The sequence below is a fragment of the Amycolatopsis minnesotensis genome (genome assembly GCF_039529815.1).
GTDB classification, from domain to species: Bacteria; Actinomycetota; Actinomycetes; order Mycobacteriales; family Pseudonocardiaceae; genus Amycolatopsis; species Amycolatopsis minnesotensis.
Window position 1 is genome coordinate 1 of record NZ_BAAANN010000033.1, and the last position, 17497, is coordinate 17497.

General features: G+C 71.4%; 18 protein-coding genes. 1 reads left to right on the forward strand and 17 read right to left on the reverse strand.

Annotated elements, in window-relative coordinates; genetic code table 11:
• Positions 1 to 93: 93 nt before the first annotated feature.
• The 13 genes from ABD256_RS32820 to ABD256_RS32880 form a co-directional block, all read right to left on the reverse strand.
• Positions 94 to 1104: a lysophospholipid acyltransferase family protein gene (locus tag ABD256_RS32820; protein WP_344428015.1), complete on the reverse strand. Its 1011-nt coding sequence runs from the start codon at positions 1102 to 1104 to the stop codon at positions 94 to 96.
• 29 nt (positions 1105 to 1133) lie between these two features.
• A complete protein-coding gene (locus ABD256_RS32825; RefSeq protein WP_344428018.1) occupies positions 1134 to 2183 on the reverse strand; it encodes an NAD-dependent epimerase/dehydratase family protein in 1050 nt (349 codons plus the stop codon).
• Between the two features lie 287 nt (positions 2184 to 2470).
• On the reverse strand, positions 2471 to 2572 hold the full coding sequence (locus ABD256_RS32830; RefSeq protein WP_017986394.1) for a 30S ribosomal protein bS22: 102 nt from the start codon (positions 2570 to 2572) through the stop codon (positions 2471 to 2473).
• Positions 2573 to 2698: 126 nt separating this feature from the next.
• Positions 2699 to 2914, reverse strand: a complete 216-nt coding sequence (locus ABD256_RS32835) for a helix-turn-helix domain-containing protein (RefSeq protein ID WP_215548164.1) — start codon at positions 2912 to 2914, stop codon at positions 2699 to 2701.
• Positions 2915 to 3076: 162 nt separating this feature from the next.
• Entirely contained in the window at positions 3077 to 3901 is an 825-nt protein-coding gene (proC, locus tag ABD256_RS32840) for a pyrroline-5-carboxylate reductase (RefSeq protein ID WP_344428037.1), read from the reverse strand.
• Positions 3902 to 3997: 96 nt separating this feature from the next.
• Positions 3998 to 4819 (reverse strand): thioesterase family protein, encoded by an 822-nt coding sequence (locus tag ABD256_RS32845; protein WP_344428040.1) that lies wholly within the window; start codon positions 4817 to 4819, stop codon positions 3998 to 4000.
• A complete protein-coding gene (locus tag ABD256_RS32850) occupies positions 4816 to 5742 on the reverse strand; it encodes a proline dehydrogenase family protein (protein ID WP_344428043.1) in 927 nt (308 codons plus the stop codon). Before ABD256_RS32850 ends, ABD256_RS32845 begins: the two co-directional genes overlap by 4 nt.
• Before the next feature lie 81 nt (positions 5743 to 5823).
• A complete protein-coding gene (locus tag ABD256_RS32855; protein WP_344428046.1) occupies positions 5824 to 6627 on the reverse strand; it encodes a sugar phosphate isomerase/epimerase family protein in 804 nt (267 codons plus the stop codon).
• A gap of 7 nt (positions 6628 to 6634) precedes the next feature.
• Entirely contained in the window at positions 6635 to 8350 is a 1716-nt protein-coding gene (locus tag ABD256_RS32860; protein ID WP_344428049.1) for a hypothetical protein, read from the reverse strand.
• A 107-nt stretch (positions 8351 to 8457) separates the two neighbouring features.
• On the reverse strand, positions 8458 to 9483 hold the full coding sequence (locus ABD256_RS32865) for a Ppx/GppA family phosphatase (RefSeq protein ID WP_344428052.1): 1026 nt from the start codon (positions 9481 to 9483) through the stop codon (positions 8458 to 8460).
• Positions 9484 to 9530: 47 nt separating this feature from the next.
• Positions 9531 to 10220: a response regulator transcription factor gene (locus tag ABD256_RS32870; protein WP_215548171.1), complete on the reverse strand. Its 690-nt coding sequence runs from the start codon at positions 10218 to 10220 to the stop codon at positions 9531 to 9533.
• On the reverse strand, positions 10217 to 11476 hold the full coding sequence (locus tag ABD256_RS32875; RefSeq protein WP_344428055.1) for a sensor histidine kinase: 1260 nt from the start codon (positions 11474 to 11476) through the stop codon (positions 10217 to 10219). The genes ABD256_RS32870 and ABD256_RS32875 overlap by 4 nt, the downstream gene beginning before the upstream one ends.
• Positions 11477 to 11628: 152 nt before the next feature.
• Positions 11629 to 12480 carry an aldo/keto reductase gene (locus ABD256_RS32880; RefSeq protein WP_344428058.1) on the reverse strand — a complete coding sequence of 284 codons (852 nt, stop codon included), beginning with the start codon at positions 12478 to 12480 and terminating at the stop codon, positions 11629 to 11631.
• Positions 12481 to 12575: 95 nt separating this feature from the next.
• On the opposite strand from ABD256_RS32880, the gene ABD256_RS32885 reads away from it, so the two are divergent.
• Entirely contained in the window at positions 12576 to 13220 is a 645-nt protein-coding gene (locus tag ABD256_RS32885) for a DNA-binding response regulator (RefSeq protein WP_344428061.1), read from the forward strand.
• Positions 13221 to 13223: 3 nt separating this feature from the next.
• Here ABD256_RS32885 and ABD256_RS32890 read toward each other — a convergent pair whose 3' ends face one another.
• From ABD256_RS32890 to mshA, 4 genes are all read right to left on the reverse strand, one after another.
• Positions 13224 to 13973: a phosphoglyceromutase gene (locus ABD256_RS32890; RefSeq protein ID WP_344428063.1), complete on the reverse strand. Its 750-nt coding sequence runs from the start codon at positions 13971 to 13973 to the stop codon at positions 13224 to 13226.
• A gap of 762 nt (positions 13974 to 14735) precedes the next feature.
• Positions 14736 to 15611: a DUF4349 domain-containing protein gene (locus tag ABD256_RS32895; RefSeq protein WP_344428065.1), complete on the reverse strand. Its 876-nt coding sequence runs from the start codon at positions 15609 to 15611 to the stop codon at positions 14736 to 14738.
• A 63-nt stretch (positions 15612 to 15674) separates the two neighbouring features.
• Entirely contained in the window at positions 15675 to 16190 is a 516-nt protein-coding gene (locus tag ABD256_RS32900) for a type III secretion system chaperone family protein (RefSeq protein WP_344428068.1), read from the reverse strand.
• The gene (gene mshA / locus ABD256_RS32905) at positions 16187 to 17485 is read right to left on the reverse strand and encodes a D-inositol-3-phosphate glycosyltransferase (protein WP_344428071.1); all 1299 of its coding nucleotides are present in this window, start codon (positions 17483 to 17485) and stop codon (positions 16187 to 16189) included. Before mshA ends, ABD256_RS32900 begins: the two co-directional genes overlap by 4 nt.
• Positions 17486 to 17497: the final 12 nt, after the last annotated feature.

The following is a 17497-nucleotide window of genomic DNA, read 5'->3' on the forward strand; positions in this document are numbered from 1 at the left end:
CTGGAACACCCGCTGCCACCCGTTCACCTGGACCAAGACCGCCGATCAGATCCTGCCCCACGCCACCCGTCAACGAACCTCAGACGCGCGACACTAGCCGCGGAAGACGCCTTCTCGCCGGGAGAGCCGCTGGTAGAGGGTGTGCTGGATGGACTCGCGCACCTGGTCGGTCAGCGTGAACACCAGCATCGGGTCGTCGACGTCCTCGGGGGCGAACTGGTCGGTGCGGATCGGCTCGCCGAACTCGATGTGCCACTTCGTCGGCAACGGGACCGCGCCGAGCGGGCCCAGCAGCGGGAAGAACGGCGTCACCGGGAAGTACGGCAGGCCGAGCAGCCTGGCGAGCGGCTTGATGTCGCCGATCTTCGGGTAGATCTCCTCGGCGCCGACGATCGAACACGGGATGATCGGCACGCCGGTGCGCAGCGCGGCCGAGACGAAGCCGCCGCGGCCGAACCGCTGCAGCTTGTACCGCGACGAAAACGGCTTCCCGATCCCCTTGAAGCCCTCCGGCCACACGCCGACCAGCTCGCCGGAGCGCAGCAGGCGCTCCGCGTCGGCGTTGCAGGCGAGGGTCTGGCCGGACTTGCGGGCGAGCGCCCCGACGAACGGGACCCGGAACACCAGGTCGGCACCGAGCCCGCGCAGGTGGCGCTGACCGGGGTGCTCGTCGTGCACGGCGACCGCGGTCATCAGCGCGTCGAGCGGGATCGTGCCGGAGTGGTTGGCGACGATCAGCGCGCCGCCCTCGGACGGCAGGTTCCCGACACCGTGCGCGCTGACCCGGAACCACTTCTCGTACAGCGCGCGCAGCGGCGGCAGGACCAGCGTCTCGGTCAGCTCGCGGTCGAAGCCGAACTCGTCGACGGTGTAGTCGCCGGTGAGCCTGCTCTTGATGAACGACAGCGCGGAAACGAGCGCTTCGGGGAGGGTGTCGGCACTCAGCGCCGACGGGACCTCGGCAGGCCGCTCCCGCTCGCTCGGCGCGCTGGGGAAGGCGACCACCGGGGCGTCGGCGCGAGGTTCGTCGGCGACCGGCTCGGCCGCCTTCTCCCTCCCCGGTCCGTGCAACGGGATGATCTGGGCTTCGGCGCTGCCTGACACGTCTTCCGCTCCCACGTTCCAGCTGCGGCTCACCGGGCGGCCGCCTGCCCGGTCGCCGCGGCGACCAGTACCTTCCCGGCCAGACCGGCGAGCCGGTCCCCGTCGAGCACCGGGTGCAGCCCGCGACCGGAGATGTAGTCGTCGAAGGCCGCCTTCGTCGTCCACCTCGGCGTGTAGCCGAAGGTCTCCGTGAGCCGGGTCGTGTCGACCACGCGCCCGAAGTTCAGCAGCCGCACCTGGTCGGCCGAGAAGTCGACCACCCGTGCGCCGCGGAGCAGTTTCGCGACCGACGGCACGACCCCCTTCGGCACCGGCAGCTCCACCCGGCCCGCGCGGCGGATCGCCTGTGACAGCGTCAGCACCCCGTCGGCGGCCACGTTGAACACCCCGGCCCGCTCGGTCAGCACCGCGCGTTCGAGCACGTCGAGCGCGTCCGACGAGTGCAGGAGCTGCAGGCGGGCGTCGTAGCCCAGCACGGACGGGACGACGGGCAGCGCGAAGTACCTGGTGAGCACGGTGTCCACGGCGGGCCCGATGAGATTGCCGCAGCGCAGCGTGGTGATCGTGATGTCGGGACGGCGGCGGGCGAGGCCGCGCACGTACCCCTCCATCTCGACGGCGTCCTTCGCGTATCCGCTCGACGACGCCGGGATGAGCTCGGAGTCCTCGGTGAACACCGCCTGCGAGCGGGCGCCCGCGCCGTAGACCGCGGCGCTGGACTTGACCACGAGCTTGCCCACCCGCGGCGAGCGCTGGCACGCGGCGAGCAGCCGCATGGTGCCGATGACGTTGACTTCCTTGATCGCCGTCCGGCCGCTGGGGCCGGCGGGGTGGCAGGTCGTCGCGGCGTGCACGACGGTGTCGACGTTCGCGGTGCTGATCACCTTCGCGATGAGCGGGTTCCGGATGTCGGCTCGCACGAACTCCGCGCGGCCCATCCGCTGCAGCACCGGCCTGCCCGGCGGCACCGTGTCCACCCCGATGACGCGTTCGAACCCGGGGTTGTTGCCCAGTCGTGCCAGCAGCTTGCCCCCCAGCTCACCCCCGACTCCGGTGACGAGCACGATGTTGGACGGCATGCGACCCCCTGAGGGCGGTGGAAAGGCGGGTTGCGGCGGCGACAGCTCTGTCACGCGGGGTGGACGAGCCGGTACCGAAAAAGGGAATCGTGCCGGCCCCTGCGAAATGTTACCTCGGGGCAGGGGTAGTGCCGCCGGGCCTTACATGCTATTAACCCGCGACCGGGGAACTCACCCGAATGCCTGAGAGCCCGCCCACACCAGTGGACGGGCTCTCAAGAAGGCGCAGTCTCAAGACGACGCTTCGTGCGGACGCTGTCACGCGAAGTGCGCGGCGCGCCGAAGCGTCACTTGCCCTGCTTGCGCCGCTGCATCCGCGTGCGGCGCAACAGCTTGCGGTGCTTCTTCTTCGACATGCGCTTGCGGCGCTTCTTGATCACCGAGCCCACAGGTGCTCCTTAAGTCTCGTCGTCTTCTCACGCGGCCCTGCGCGGATTCCAACGGATGGAGCGCTTCAGGCACGAGCGGTGTACCAGGTTACCCGCGCCTTCGCGCCCCAACCCGATGGGGTGGGCCTAACCGACGTCGAAATAGGCGCCCTGGAGGTATTCGTGCACCACCTTTTCGGGCACTCTGAATGATTTGCCGACGCGAACGGCCGGCAGTTCACCCGAGTGCACCAGGCGGTAGACGGTCATCTTGGAGACCCGCATCATCGTGGCCACCTCGGCGACCGTCAAGAACTGGACCTGCCCTAGTGCGGGCACGTCCTCCTTCTTGTTCGGCGGCATAGTTCACCGTGCCTTCTCCACGTGCCGCGCCGCTCGGCTTCCCCACCGGCGGTATCGACACGCACGTGCTCTACGTGAGGGTAGCGGGACATACGTGACTCGTGCGACGCCTGTCACCAAGATGAGCCCCTACCAGCACAATTGAACGCTCAACCACCACGCTCAGCGCTTGTCCGGCTGGTCTTCGTGCGCCTTCCCGAGTTCGACCGACCGGTCGCGGGCCGCCTCGATCGCGGCGATCAGCGCGGCGCGGACGCCGTGGTTCTCCAGCTCGCGGATCGCGTTGATGGTGGTGCCCGCCGGCGACGTGACGGCTTCGCGCAGCGTGACCGGGTGCTCACCGGTGTCGGCGAGCATCTTGCTGGCCCCGACCGCCGACTGGATGATCAGCTTCTCCGCGACCGCACGCGGCAGGCCCAGCAGGATACCGGCGTCGATCATGGCCTCGACCAGGAAGAAGAAGTACGCCGGACCCGATCCGGACAACGCCGTGACGGCGTCCTGCTGCGACTCCGGCACCCGCACGACCTTGCCGACGCAGGCGAGCAGCTCTTCGACCAGTGCGAGGTGCTCCGCGGTCGCGTAGCGGCCGGGAGAGATCGCGCTCATCGCCTCGCCGACCACCATCGGGGTGTTCGGCATCACCCGGACGACGGGCACGCCGTCCGCCAGCCTGCGCTCGTACAGCGCCGTCGGCAGGCCCGCGCACAGCGACACGACCAGCGACGACGGCCCGAGCAGCGGCGCCAGCTCGACGAGCACCGGGTCGATGTCCTGCGGCTTCACCGCGACCACCAGCACGTCCGCCCGCTTGGCCGCTTCGTCGACCTCGACGGCCTCGACGCCGTACCGGCTCGTCAGCTCGGCCGCCCGTTCGGGATGCCGCTCGGTGAACAGCAGGTCGCCGGGGCGCCTGCCGCCGTGCAGCAGCCCGGACAGCAGCGCCTCGCCGATCTTGCCCGCTCCCATGACCGCGATCACGCTCACGGCGTTCTCCTTTCCCTCGCATTCCGGTGCGGAACGACGCGCCGGGCGCGCCCGGCGCGCTCCGGCGCGGCCAGTGTCCTACTCGCGTCCGGCGCGTTACGGCGCGGGTGCCAGCGCGAGCTGGCGCGCCTGGCAGACCAGGCGGCCCGCCGAGTCGACGACCGTGGCGTCGGAGTCGAACCACGACTCCTGCACCGAGCGGCAGTCGATCCGCACCCGCAGCCAGCCCGGCGCGGGCCTGGCGCGCAGGATCGCGCTCAGGTGCACCGTCGGCGACCAGCCGACCCGGCCGAGGTTGAACACCACCGGCGGGTTGACGTCGCTCGCGACGAGCGCGAAGTACGGGTCGGGCTCGCCCTGCCGCGGGCGCGCCCACAACCGGATCATCGGCTCGGCGGAACGCCCGTTGAGATATCCGGCCGTGGCCGCGTCGATCCGGATGTCGCAGCCGTTGGCGAGGTTGAACGCGGCCGCTCCCGCGTCGGCCCGCGCGGTGATCGCCGAAACCGGCGGCTCCGCGGGCATCTGCGGCAGGTCGCTCCAGTCCGGGCGGCGGACGGGCAGCCTGCCCGCGGTGACCCGCCCCTCGACGCAGCTGCGGCCGCGCTGCTCCAGCCGCACGGACACCACGGTGGCGCGCCTGCCGAGCTTGCGGACGTCGGTGCGCAGCAGCACCGGCCCGACCGCGGGCGGGTGCAGGAACTCCGCGCTGACCACCAGCGGGTCCGCGGTGGGCTCGCCGCGTTCGGTCAGCAGCGTCAGCGCGGCCTTCGCGAGCAGCGACATCAGGAACCCGCCGTGCGGGTGCCCGCCGATGGACCATTCCGGGCGCAGGTCGGCGGTGAGCGTGCCGTCGCCGAGCGACCGGACCCGGCACGCCGTGGCGAACGGCAGCGGGCCGCTGTTCAACGCGCTCACGAACGGCTGGCCAGTGCGCGGAGGAAGAACGCGGTGTTCGCGGGCCGTTCGGCGAGCCTGCGCATCAGGTACCCGTACCACTGGTCGCCATACGGAACGTAGATTCTCACTGTCTCACCATTCGTTGCCAGCCTGAGCTGCTCTTCCGGCCGGATGCCGTACAGCATCTGGAATTCGTAGCTGCCCGGTTCGCGCCCGTACCAGCGGGCGCGCTCGCCGACGATCTCGACCAGCCGCGGGTCGTGCGTGGCGAACATGGGGTAACCGCGGCCGGCGAGAAGTGTGTTGGCGCAGCGCACGTACGACCTGTCGACCGCGTGCGCGTGGTCGAACGCCACGTTCACGGGCTCCGCGTAGGCGCCCTTGCACAGGCGGACCCGCGCCCCTTCGGCGGCGAGCGCGGCGGCGTCGTCCTCGGTCCGGCGCAGATACGCCTGCAGGACACCGCCGGTGGACGGCCAGGTGTGGCGAAGCTCGGCGAGGACGCGCAACGTCGCGTCGGTCGTCGTGTGGTCCTCCATGTCGAGGGTCACGGTGGTGGCGCACTGCTCCGCGGCGGCGCAGACCCGCCAGGCGTTGTCGAGCGCGAGCTTTTCGCCGAGCCGCAGGCCGAGCGACGAGAGCTTGACGCTCACCTCCACACGGCCGGAAAGCCCCTCCGAGTGCAGCCGGTCGAGCATCCGGAGGTTCGCCTGCACGTTCTTCTCGGCGTGTGCCCTGCCGTGCACGTCCTCGCCGAGGTGGTCGAGCGTGGCGTGCAGGCCGGAGGCCGCGAGCTCGCGCACCGCCGCCACCGCGTCGTCGCCCGTCTCCCCCGCGACGAACCGGCGGACGAGGTCCCTGCTGCCCGGCGTGGCCGACACCACCTGCCGGATCACCTCGTTCCCTGCGGCGGCGAGGATCAGTGATCGCAGCGGGTTCACGGGCTCCAACCTTACGTGTTCACAGACCGGAAAAGCAGGCGCCCATCCCCAGTATCGGGCGCTAAATGATCTTGAGACAGCCTACTGCCCGAGGTGCAGGCGCGCGAAGAGCAGAGCCTCGGCGAGATCCTTCACACGGCGTGCCGCCTGCGCGGCGCGGCGCGTGTTGACCTCGAGCACGATCTGGCCGTCGAACCCGCGCGCGGCGAGGCGCTCCAGCAACTCGGCGCACGGCTGGTCGCCGCGGCCCGGCACGAGGTGCTCGTCGGACGGGATGCCGCTGCCGTCGGCGAGGTGCACGTGCGCGAGTCGCTCGCCCATGCGGTCCGCGAGCGCGAGCGCGTCCATCCTGGCCGCGGAGGTGTGCGAAAGGTCGAGCGTGTAGTTCGCGTACCCGACGTCGGTCGGGTCGATCGAGGGCCGGAACGCGGACACGCGCGCGTTGCGCCCGCCGCCGGGCGGCCGCACCTTGAACATGTTCTCCACCGCGACCGCGACCCCGCTGGCCGCTTCCAGCTCGGCGACGAGGTCCGCGAACCCTTCGCCGTAGCGGCGCTGCCAGCGGAACGGCGGGTGCACGACGACCGTCTTGGCACCGAGGTCGACCGCCGCGTCCACGCTGCGGCGCAGCCGGACGACCGGGTCCGGCGACCACACGCGCTGGGTGATCAGCAGTGACGGCGAATGCACCGACAGCACCGGCATCCCGGTGCGCCGCGACCACCTGCGCAGCTCGGCGACGTCCTGGCTGACCGGGTCCGCCCAGACCATCACCTCGACGCCGTCGTAGCCGAGCTGCGCGGCGAGCTCGAAGCCCGATCCGGCACGCAGCGGCCAGACGGACGCGGTGGACAGGCCGACCGGGACCGGTGCGTGTGCGTTCACCCGCGCATTATCGGGCCAGCAGGAGCAACGCGGCCGGGGAGACCGTCACCACCAGGCCCACGAGCACCGCGAACACGGTGGTCTGGATGTCGTCGGCGCGCCGGATCTTCCGCACGATCCACACCAGTGCGACCACCACGAGCAGCGCGGCGACCAGCGCGGCCGCGGGAAGCTGGCCCCACAGCCAGTTGAACCCGAGCCACACCGCGGCACCGCCGACGACGCCGACGGCGAGCTGCGCGGCCATCGCGAGCCACTGCTTCGCGGGAGAAGCCTCGTCCTCTTCGACCGGCTCCTCGTCTTCGGCGTAGTCGTCGGCGTACTCGCCGTCGTAATCCGCGTTCTCGCCCTCGTACTCGAGGTCGTCCTCGGCGTAGTCGCCTTCGTAGGCGTACTCGCCCTCGTACGGTGCCGCGTCCTGGTCGTCCGCGAGATCTCGGACGTCGTCGGCGAGGGAGTCGTGGTAACCGGTCGGCGGCAGGCCGTCCTCGTCGGCGAGGTCGTCCTCGTCCGGGTACGCGGGTTCACGCGGCGCGGGGCGCGCGGGCGCGAACGGCGGCGGCGCGACGTACTTCGTCGACGGCCCCAGCCCGGCGGGCGGATCGTCCTCGTCCGGCTCCGCGGCCGGCCCCGGTGGCGCCACCGGGGCGATACCGACCTCGGTGTCCTCCGCCTGGACCTTCTGACGGCGCTGCCGCCAGCCGGCCAGACCCGCGGGCGCTTCGCGAGGCGGCGCCGCCTCGACGGCCCCCGCTTCGTCTTCGGGGAGCGCGGGGAACTGCTCGGTGTGCGGCTCCGGCGCGTGCGGAGGCTGCGGGCGCCGGTTCAGCCGCTGCATGCGCGACCGGGCGGCGCCGCCCGCGCCGGGGTCGATCGGCGGCGCGGGGAACAGCCCGCTCTGGTGCTCCGGGGGCGGCACCGCGAACTGCCCGCTCTGCTGGTCCGCGGGGGGCGCCGGGAAGTGCCCACTCGCGTGCTCGACCGCGGGCGGCGCGGGGAACAGCCCGCTGGGGTGGCGCTCACCGGGCGCGGGGGCCTGCTCGTCGCCGTCGAGCCCGTCCAGGCGTGCGGCGAGGCCACCGGACGGCGGCGCGGGCGGGGGTTCCGGCGACGTCTGCCGCGGGCGGGGGTTCGGGCCGCGGCGGTTCTCCTGCGGGCCGCCGGGCGGGGGCGGCGGCTGCCTGCGGCCGCGCGGCGGCACCGGCAGCTGCTGCGAAGTCCGCGCGCCGGGGGGCGGCGGCGGTGGCGGGGCCGGTTCGTCCGCGGGATCGGGCATCGGCATCGCCGCCGAGTCCTGCGGGCGCTGCGGCGGGCGCTGCGGCCTGCGCAGCGGGCCGGATTCCTGCGGCTGCGGGCGCGGCATCGGCGCCATCGGCGCCGAGTGCTGCTGGCCCGCGGCGGGCGGGGCCGGGGGCGGCGGCGGTGCCGACTGGGCCGACTGGGGCGGCTGTTCGCGGGGCGGCATGCGGCGCGGACCGCCGTTGCGGCGGTTCGGCGGCGGCGGTGTGTCGCCGTCGCGGGCCACCCTGTCGATGATCGCCTGCGGCGCGGTGTCACCGATGTCACGCGGGCGGCTGGGCGGGGCGTCCTGGCCCTCCCGGGCGTCATCGTCATCGGCTGCCCTGCGGCGACGACGGCGTCCTCCGCTGTCGACCTGCCCACCGTGCTGCGCGAGCAGCTCGGCGACGGTCTTCTGGGGTTCGCCTCCGTTGTCTTCAGTCATGCGTCTGTCCAAAACACGTGATCAGCGTGGAACTCCCGGGCCGGGAGCACAGCGGCACCGGCCGGACGGCTGCCCGGCTCGTGAGGTCTCGCATTACTGCCACCCTTTCACCGTGCCCGCTGCGTATCGGTCGCGTCCAGTCCCGTGCTGCCACCGGTCTGATTCCGCGATGAGTTGCCGCGGGCGCCCACAGCGGCTTCCCCCGCACCGTTCGAATGGTCCAGTCGCCGAAGAATGACACCCTCTCGTAGCGCCCAGGGGCAAATTTCGAGCTCGTGGAGTGACAACGCTCGCATGGTGGCCTGAGCCACCAGCGCCCCACCCGTGAGCTGCCCCGCGCGGCTCGCGCTGACGCCTTCGAGCTGCGCGAGGTCGCCGGACGGCATGCGCGAGATGAACGCGATCAGCTGGCGCAACGCGGTGTCGGTGAGCACGCGGCGCACCCGCGGCCCCGAGGCCGACGGCGCGGCGCCGGTCAGCCTGGCGAGTGACCGGAACGTCTTCGACGTGGCCACGACGCGGTCCGGCTGGCCGAGCCTCGCCACCTTCTTCGCGAGCCCGGCGAGCTGCTCTTCGAGCCACGACGACGTGGCGATCAGCTCGGACCTGGTCGGCGGGTCGTGCCGGAACCGGGTCCTGGTGGTGCGCCCGGCACCGAGCGGGAGCGACTCGGCGAGCGCGGGCTCCTCGTCCATACCCATCGCGACCTCGAGCGAGCCGCCGCCGATGTCGAGCACCAGCAGCTGGCCGGCGGACCAGCCGTACCAGCGGCGCACCGCGAGGAAGGTGTGCCGCGCCTCGTCCACGCCGGACAGCACCTTGAGCTCGACGCCCGTTTCGTCGGCGACCTTCCTCAGCACCTTCGCGGAGTTGTCGGCCTCGCGGACCGCGGAGGTCGCGAACGCCATGAGCTCCTCGCAGCCCAGCCTTGCCGCCGAGACCTTGGCCGCCTCCACGGCGCGGACGAGCTGGTCCGCGCCGTGCTTGCTCAGCTCGTTCGACTTGGTGATCTGCTCGGCGAGCCGCAGCACGGTCTTCTCGGAGTGCATCGGCGTCGGGTGCGCACCGCGGTGCGCGTCCACCACGAGCAGGTGGACGGTGTTGGAACCGACGTCGAGGACCCCTAGGCGCACAGGGGGCTACGGTACCCGCCGCCCGTGGAGGGCGGAAAAGCCTGGGATCACGTCTCGAACTTGTAGCCGAGACCGCGCACCGTGACGAGGTGGCGCGGCGATCCCGGATCGGGCTCGATCTTCGACCGCAGCCGCTTGACGTGCACGTCCAGCGTCTTGGTGTCGCCGACGTAGTCCGCGCCCCACACCCGGTCGATGAGCTGGCCGCGGGTGAGCACCCTGCCGACGTTGCGCAGCAGGTACTCGAGCAGGTCGAACTCCTTGAGCGGGAGCGAGACGTCCGCGCCGTCGACCGTGACGACGTGCCGCTCGACGTCCATCCGCACCGGGCCCGCCGCGAGCACGAGCGGTGCCAGCTCGCCCTCGGTGCCCGGTTCGCCGCCGCGCCGCAGGACGGCGCGGACGCGCGCGATCAGCTCGCGCGCGGAGTACGGCTTGGTGACGTAGTCGTCGGCGCCCAGTTCCAGGCCGACGACCTTGTCGATCTCGCTGTCGCGCGCGGTCACCATGATGACCGGGACCGCGGACCGCTGGCGGAGCTGCTTGCACACGTCGGTGCCGCTCATCCCGGGCAGCATGAGGTCGAGCAGGACGATGTCGGCGCCGTTGCGGTCGAACTCCTCGAGCGCCTGCTGGCCGGTCGCCGCGACGGCGGCGGTGAAGCCCTCCTTGCGCAGCAGGAACGCGAGCGGGTCGGCGAACGACTCCTCGTCCTCGACGATGAGCACCCTGGTCACAGCTTTCCTCCATCTGTGCTGTCCGGTCCCGAGCCAACGAGCCGGGATGTCCGGTCGGGCGTCTTCTCCTGCCTTGGCGCAGGGGGGATCTGCTTGCCGGTTGCGGAGCGGGTGGTGCCCGCCTCGCCTGCTTCGGACCCCAGGTGGGCCGGGATCCGGAGAGTGAACGTGGAGCCGGTCCCCTGCTTGCTCCACAGCCGCACCTCGCCGCCGTGGTTCGCGGCGACGTGCTTGACGATCGCGAGACCGAGGCCGGTGCCGCCGGTCGCGCGGGAGCGGGCCTTGTCGGCGCGGTAGAAGCGCTCGAAGACGCGCTGCTGGTCTTCCTCGGCGATGCCGATGCCGCGGTCGGTGACCGCGATTTCGACGCCGGGAACAACACCGTCGACGAACCGCCTGCTGATCGAGACGGGACTGCCCGCCTGCGAGTAGGCGACGGCGTTTTCCAACAGGTTCGACAGCGCGGTGACGAGAAGTGTCCGGTCGCCCTCCACGAGCAGGCCGCTCGGGCCGTCGGTGGTGACGGTGATCTCGGCGGACTCGGCGGAGATCCGGGCGCGCCCGAGCGCTTCGCGGACCACGGCGTCGACTTCGACGACGTTCAAGTCCGGCAGGCGCTCGGCGCCCTGCAGCCGCGACAGCGCGATGAGCTCGGTGACGAGCTGGCCGAGCCGCGTGGACTCGCGGAGGATCTTGCCGCCGAAACGGCGGACCTCTTCGACGTCCTCGGCGGCGTCCAGCACGGCCTCGGTGAGCAGCGCGATGGCACCGACCGGGGTCTTCAACTCGTGGCTGACGTTGGCGACGAAGTCGCGGCGGGTCGCTTCGAGCCGGACGGCGTCGGAGTGGTCGACCGCCTCGACGACAGTGAATCCCTCGCCGAGGGGTCGGACCTCTGCCAGCACGGCCTCCGGCTGGCGGCCCCGAGCTTCGAGGGGTGAAAGGTCGATTTCGAGTGCGTCGTCGGTTTCGACCACCTGCTCCGCCGCCTTGCGGGCCCGTCCGTCGGCCTGGTTGTCGCGGACCATCCCGAGCGTCTCGGCGCGCGGGTTGTGGACCACGACGTCGCCGAACCGGTTCAGCACGGCCACGCCGTTGTTGGACGACCGGATGAGCCGGTGTAGGAGCTCGGCCACGGTCGGCCCCGCGGGCTGGTGCCGGTCGGCGCGGCGGCGGAGCTTCGCGATCAGGAGCCCGGCGACCACACCGACCACCAATGATCCGATGGCCAATGCGAGTGAGGCAGGCACGGTCACGGGGGAATCGTAAGCGCGGGGGTAGCCTGTTGGCCTAGTCCTGGAAGCGTTCTCGTGATGGCCGTGACACCTTCGAAGGACTTGTTCTTCCCCGATTCAGGCCCCGTTCACGTTCCGGTCGCTCTGCGTCGACATCGGACGGTGTGCCTTCATCAGATCGAGTCGAGCCGCGCGAACTCCTCGTCACTGAGTTCGAGCCCCGCGGCGGCCACGTTCTGCACGAGGTGCGCCGGGTCGCCGGTGCCCGGGATGGCCAGCACGTTGGGTCCCTTCGCCAGCGTCCAGGCCAGCCTGACCTGCGCCGGGGTGACACCGCGCGCACGGGCGACCGCGGCCACCTCGGGATGCTCTTCGCCGCTCGCGATGGCGAAGAACGGCACGAACGCGATACCGAGCCTGCCGCATTCGGCGAGCAGGGCGTCGTCCTCGCGCCGCGCCTGCAGGCCGTACTGGTTCTGCACGCACACCACGGGCGCGATGGCGCGCGCCTCGGCCAGGTGCTCCGGACCGACGTTCGAGATGCCGAGGTGCCGAACGAGGCCCTCGCGCTGGAGGTCGGCCAGCGCGCCGAACCGGTCGGCCAGCGAGCCCGCGCCCCGGTCGAGACCGGTCCCGATCCGCAGGTTGACCACGTCGAGGTGATCGCGGCCGAGCTGGCGCAGGTTCTCCTCGACCTGGCCGCGCAACTGCTCCGGCCGCGCCTCCGGCAGGAACGCACCCGACGGGTCGCGACCGGGGCCGACCTTCGTGGTGAGCACCAGGCCGTCCGGGTACGGGCGCAGCGCGCGGTTGATCAGCTCGTTGGCGGAGCTGAGCGGGGAGAAGTAGAACGCCGCGCTGTCGATGTGGTTCACGCCGAGGTCGAGCGCCGTCCGCAGGACCTCGACGGCGTGCTCGCGGCCCGGGATGCGCATCGCGCCGAAGCCGAGCCGGTTGACCGTCAGGTCGCCGAGCTGCCAGGTGCCCGCGGCGTCGGCGGTGATCGTGTTCGTGTTCGTCGTCATGGCTCCCAGGCTTGCCGCGTGCCGGCGGCGCCGCCGGGATTGGCAGGATGCTGCCAACCTTGCCGCCACGCGGCGGGCAGGACGAGACTGATGACGTGAAGCCGCTCGAAGACGTGGCCGTGCTGCGCGGCGAAGAGGAGCTGTTCGCCCGCGCCGGGCACCTGTTCACCGGCGCGACCGAGTTCGCATGCGCGGCGAACGACATGCACACCTGGGCGGTGGCGCGGTCGCGGGTGCGGATACCGCCCCCGGCATCGCGGCCCAAGCTCGTCCGCAAGCTGTACCGGCCGGCCATGCTGCTCGATCCGGCGCTGTCACAGCACCTGCGGGAGCTGGAACGCGAAGGCGCACAGATCAGGATCACGCCGGACGAGATCAACGAAACGATCATCATCGACCGGCGGCTGGCGATCCTCGCCGGCGGCTTCGCGGGCCAGGACCGCACCTACAGCGTGATCACCAGGCCCGAGGTGGTCAACAGCGTCACGTCGCTGTTCGACTCGGCCTACCGCGGCGGCACCGAACTCGCCGTCTACGACCGGCGGTTCGCGGAGCTGCGCTCGCTGGCGCCGCGCATCCTCGAGCTGCTGAGCTCCGGCTGCAAGGACGAGACCGCGGCGCGGACGCTCGGCCTCGGCCTGCGCACCTACCGCCGCCGGGTGGCCGAGCTGATGGCCGCGCTCGGGGCCACGTCCCGGTTCCAGGCCGGGGTGCGGGCCCGCGAGCTGGGCCTGGTCTGAGCCTTACTTGCCCTGGTTCGCGACCGCGGCCGCGGCTTCCTTCGCCGCCGCCGGGTCGAGGTACTCGCCCCCGGGCGTGATCGGCCGGAGGTCCTCGGTCAAGTCGTAGCGCAGCGGGATCCCGGTCGGGATGTTCAGGCCCGCGATGGCGTCGTCGGAGATGCCGTCGAGGTGCTTCACGAGCGCGCGCAGCGAGTTGCCGTGCGCGGCCACCAGCACGGTCTTGCCCGCGCGCAGATCGGGCACGATCGCGGACTCCCAGTACGGCAGCAGCCTGGCCACGACGTCCTTGAGGCATTCGGTGAGCGGCGCCTGGTCGCCGAGCGGGGCGTAGCGCGCGTCGGCGTCCTGGCTGAACTCGCTGCCGCGCTCGATCTCGGGCGGCGGGGTGTCGTAGGAGCGGCGCCAGAGCATGAACTGCTCGTCGCCGAACTCTTCGCGGACCTGCTTCTTGTCCTTGCCCTGGAGCGCGCCGTAGTGGCGTTCGTTGAGCCGCCAGTCGCGGCGGACGTCGATCCAGTGCCGGTCCGCGACGTCGAGCGCGAGGTTCGCGGTGGCGATCGCGCGCCGCAGCAGCGACGTGTGCACGACCTCGGGCAGGAGGCCGCGGTCAGCGAGCAGCTGCCCGCCCTTGCGCGCCTCGTCCTCGCCCTGCGCCGAGAGCGGGACGTCGACCCACCCGGTGAACAGGTTTTCCGCGTTCCACGTGCTCTGCCCGTGCCGCAGCAGCACGAGGGTCCCAAGTTCGGCCATGGCCGCCAGCCTGCCAGAATCGCCGCCCGGTCCCGCAGCGGGTGCCCGAACCCGCACCCGAGTGCCCCATCGCGGAGTCCGTTCCCTCACGAGGCTGACAGACCGTCTACCTAGAGTGTGCCAACGTGGCCGATAGTCGTCACTTCCGTCCCGCGACCGGCGAGTATTCGCTCTCCCGAACCTTCGGGGCGCTGCACTCCGTCAACCTATCATCGGAACTTCACTCGAATGGAGTAACGGGTAGTCTTGTGATTACGGGGTGCCTTCTGCCAAGTTGACTACATCCCGCTCGGCTGGATTCCACGCACTCCCCAGCCGGGCGGGTTACGACCGCAGCTCGTCTCCCCCTGCCGGGCTGCGGCCCGCCGGCCCCGTTGGCATCCCCCTCGTCACCGGGTCCAGAAGCGGCGGGAGCGTCAGCGGGGCGGCTCGAGTTCGCGACTCCCCCTCCCTCGAGCCGTCCCGCCTTTTCTGTGTTCTTTATCGGTCGTCAAAATTTGCGCTGCCAGGGCGCGGCTCCCAGCTCGACCCGCCGGTTGGTCGCGGGGTGCGCCCTGCCATCGCAAATTTAGAGGGCCCAGGGGCCCTGCGACCGACTGCACGCTCCCGCCGCGCGGGGCGCGTCGGATTGCCGGTGCGGGGCCGGGTCTTGCATGGCCGCGCCTTCGGCGCGGACCTCGCGGCACTCGGGGAGGTAGGCGGGCGAGTGGGGTTTCGGTAGGCGCGCGAGGTGGGGGTGTCCCGCCGGGTGCATTTAGCGGGCTAAATGTCGTTGGTGGGGGTGGTGGGTGGCGGGGTGGCGGGCTTTTTGCGGCGGTGGTGCCAGTAGAGGGCGGCGGGGATTAGGAGTAGCGCGAGGAACGGGGCGGCGGCACCCAGCCCGGTCAGGACACCGGAGCCGAAGGTGAGGAAAGCGCTCCAGCCATTGGCCAGGCCCGAGGTGAAGCCGCCGGGAGCGGAATCCGGTTTCGGCGCGACAGGCAAGCCGACCGAAACCGAAATTGTCGCCATATCGACTTGAGCGGTCAGGGAATCCTGCTTCGCTTGCAGCGATTCCAATTCGGTTTCGCGGGTGGTGAGTTCGGATTCCACCGACGCGACCTCGCTGACCGAACCGGCGCGGTCGAGCAGCGCGCGCACCCGTTCGACGCTCTTGCGCTGCGACGCCAGCCGCGACTGAACGTCCACGACCTGCTCGGTGACGTCCTGGGCGTGCTGGGCCTTGTGCACGACCGCGCCCAGCTTCGCCAGCTCGTCCAGCGTCGAATCCAGCTTCGCGGCGGGCACGCTCACGCTCAGCGAGGCCGATTTGCCGTCGGTGCGCTCCTCGCCGACGAACCCGCCCGCCACCATCGCGGCACGGCGCGCACCCTCGCCCACCGCCGCCGGGTCCGGTGCGGTCAGCGCGATGGTCGCGGTCTTCGCGAGTTTCCGGTCCGCGGCCTGGCCCTGGCCCGCGGCCGGTTTTCCCGGCGCGGGCGCCTTCCCCGGCGACTGCGCCTGCGGCGCGGCCATCTCGTTTTGGACGCCGCTACCGGAGTCGGCGGTTCTCGACGCCTGCTCGCCGCTCGTGCACGCCGCCAGCGCGACGGCGAGCACGCCGCACGCCAGCACCGCGCGCGTTCTCCTGATGCTCATGCTTCTCCCTCCAGTGGTGGCGGAGGGACGGAAACCGGGGCACGCCCGGTTGCACGCGGCAGGTCAGGATTCGGTCAACGAGCCCGGTTCGTGACCACCCTCGGGCTCGACGAGGTGCTTGAACGCCTGGAGGTTCGCCAGCGACTCGCCGCGCGACACCCGCCAGTCCCATTCCCGTTTGATCGAGGTGGCGAACCCGATTTCGAGAAGGATGTTGAAATCCCCGTCCGCCGCTTCGAGAACCTGGCCGAGCAGTTTGTCCAGCTCGGCCGGGGTGACGGTTTCCAGGCCGAGCCTGCCGACCAGGTAGATGTCCCCGATGGCGTCCACTGTGTAGTGAACACCGTAAAGCTTCGCGTTGCGGCGCAACAGGAACCGGTAAACGTCCTCATGCGACTCGTCGGGTCGGCGGCACACGAAAGCTTCGATCGAAAAAGCGTGCTCGCGCGCGATCAGCCAGACGTTGGTCTGCAGTTTCTTGGTACCGGGCAGTGTGACGAAATAGCGCCCTTCGCCCTTTTGCTCGTACTTCAGCCCGGCTTCATCCAAAGTGGACCTGACGACGGTGTCCACCGTCATACCGCGACCTCCTGCGACGCACTGCGGAACGAACTGGTCGCCTCAGCGTAGGTTTTCAGCAGCTTCTCCGTCGTGCTGGCCCACGAGAACCGGCGCGCGTGCGCGATCGCGTTCTCGGCGAACTCGGCCATCCTGCCCGGCCGCCTGACGAGGCCGGCGAGCGCTCCCGCCCAGTCGTCCGCGGTGTGCGTCGGCACCAGCAAGCCGGAAACGCCGTGCACGACGGCCACCGGCAGGCCGCCGACCTCGGCCGCGACGACCGGCGTGCCGCAAGCCTGCGCTTCCAGCGCGACCAGCCCGAACGACTCGTTGTAGCTCGGCACGGCGACGATGTCGGCGGCGCGGAACACGTTCGCCAGCGACGGCACGGGCTGCGGCGGAAGGAACCGGGTCTGCTCCTCGATGCCGAGCGAAACCACCAGCTCCCGCAACGCCCTTGGCTGCTCCATCCCGCTGCCGGACGGGCCGCCGACGATCAGCACCACCAGCCGCGACCGCAGCGACGGATCGCGTTCGAGCATCCTGGCCGCCGCGCGCACCAGCACGTCCGGCGCCTTCAGCGGCTGGATCCGCCCCGCGAACGCGAGCACCACCGCGTCGCGCGGCAGTCCCAGCGCGTCCCGGGCGGCCGCGCGGGGCCCCGGCGTGAACCGGCGAAGGTCGACGCCGGGGGAAACGGTGTGCACCATTTCGGGATCGGCGCCGTACATGCCGATCAGCTCGCGAGCCTCGACGGCCGTGTTCGCGATGAGCCGGTCCGCTTCGGCGACCACCTGCTCCTCGCCGATCACGCGCGTCCTCGGCTCGGGGGTGTCCCCCTCGGCGAGCGCGGCGTTCTTGACCTTCGCGAGCGTGTGCGCGGTGTGCACGAGCGGCACCCCCCACCGGTCGCGCGCCAGCCAGCCGACCTGCCCGGAAAGCCAGTAGTGGGAGTGGATCAGGTCGTAGTGCCCCGGCTCGTGGAACGCCTCGGTGCGCAGCACGCCCGAGGTGAACGCGCAGAGCTGCCCCGGCAGCTCGTCGCGGCCGAGCGGTTCGAACGGGCCGGCCTGGATATGCCGCACGAGCACGCCGGGCGCCAGCTCGGCCACCGGCGGCTGGTCCGACGAGGTCGCCCTGGTGAAGACCTCGACCTCGACCCCGCGCCGGGCCATCTCGGTCGCGGTCTGCCGCACGTAGACGTTCATGCCGCCGGCGTCCCCGGTACCGGGTTGCTCCAGCGGCGAGGTGTGCACGGACAGCACCGCCACCCGGCGCGGCGCATGACGAGACACGGGGTGCAACGAGATCGTCACCTGGTCACTCCT

What these genes read in the sequence shown, in the direction of transcription:
- ABD256_RS32880 (WP_344428058.1), bottom strand. Translation starts at nt 12,480, where the DNA reads ATGACGACGAACACGAACACGATCACCGCCGACGCCGCGGGCACCTGG.
- ABD256_RS32825 (WP_344428018.1), bottom strand. Translation starts at nt 2,183, where the DNA reads ATGCCGTCCAACATCGTGCTCGTCACCGGAGTCGGGGGTGAGCTGGGG.
- ABD256_RS32900 (WP_344428068.1), bottom strand. Translation starts at nt 16,190, where the DNA reads ATGACGGTGGACACCGTCGTCAGGTCCACTTTGGATGAAGCCGGGCTG.
- ABD256_RS32890 (WP_344428063.1), bottom strand. Translation starts at nt 13,973, where the DNA reads ATGGCCGAACTTGGGACCCTCGTGCTGCTGCGGCACGGGCAGAGCACG.
- ABD256_RS32835 (WP_215548164.1), bottom strand. Translation starts at nt 2,914, where the DNA reads ATGCCGCCGAACAAGAAGGAGGACGTGCCCGCACTAGGGCAGGTCCAG.
- ABD256_RS32860 (WP_344428049.1), bottom strand. Translation starts at nt 8,350, where the DNA reads ATGACTGAAGACAACGGAGGCGAACCCCAGAAGACCGTCGCCGAGCTG.
- ABD256_RS32895 (WP_344428065.1), bottom strand. Translation starts at nt 15,611, where the DNA reads ATGAGCATCAGGAGAACGCGCGCGGTGCTGGCGTGCGGCGTGCTCGCC.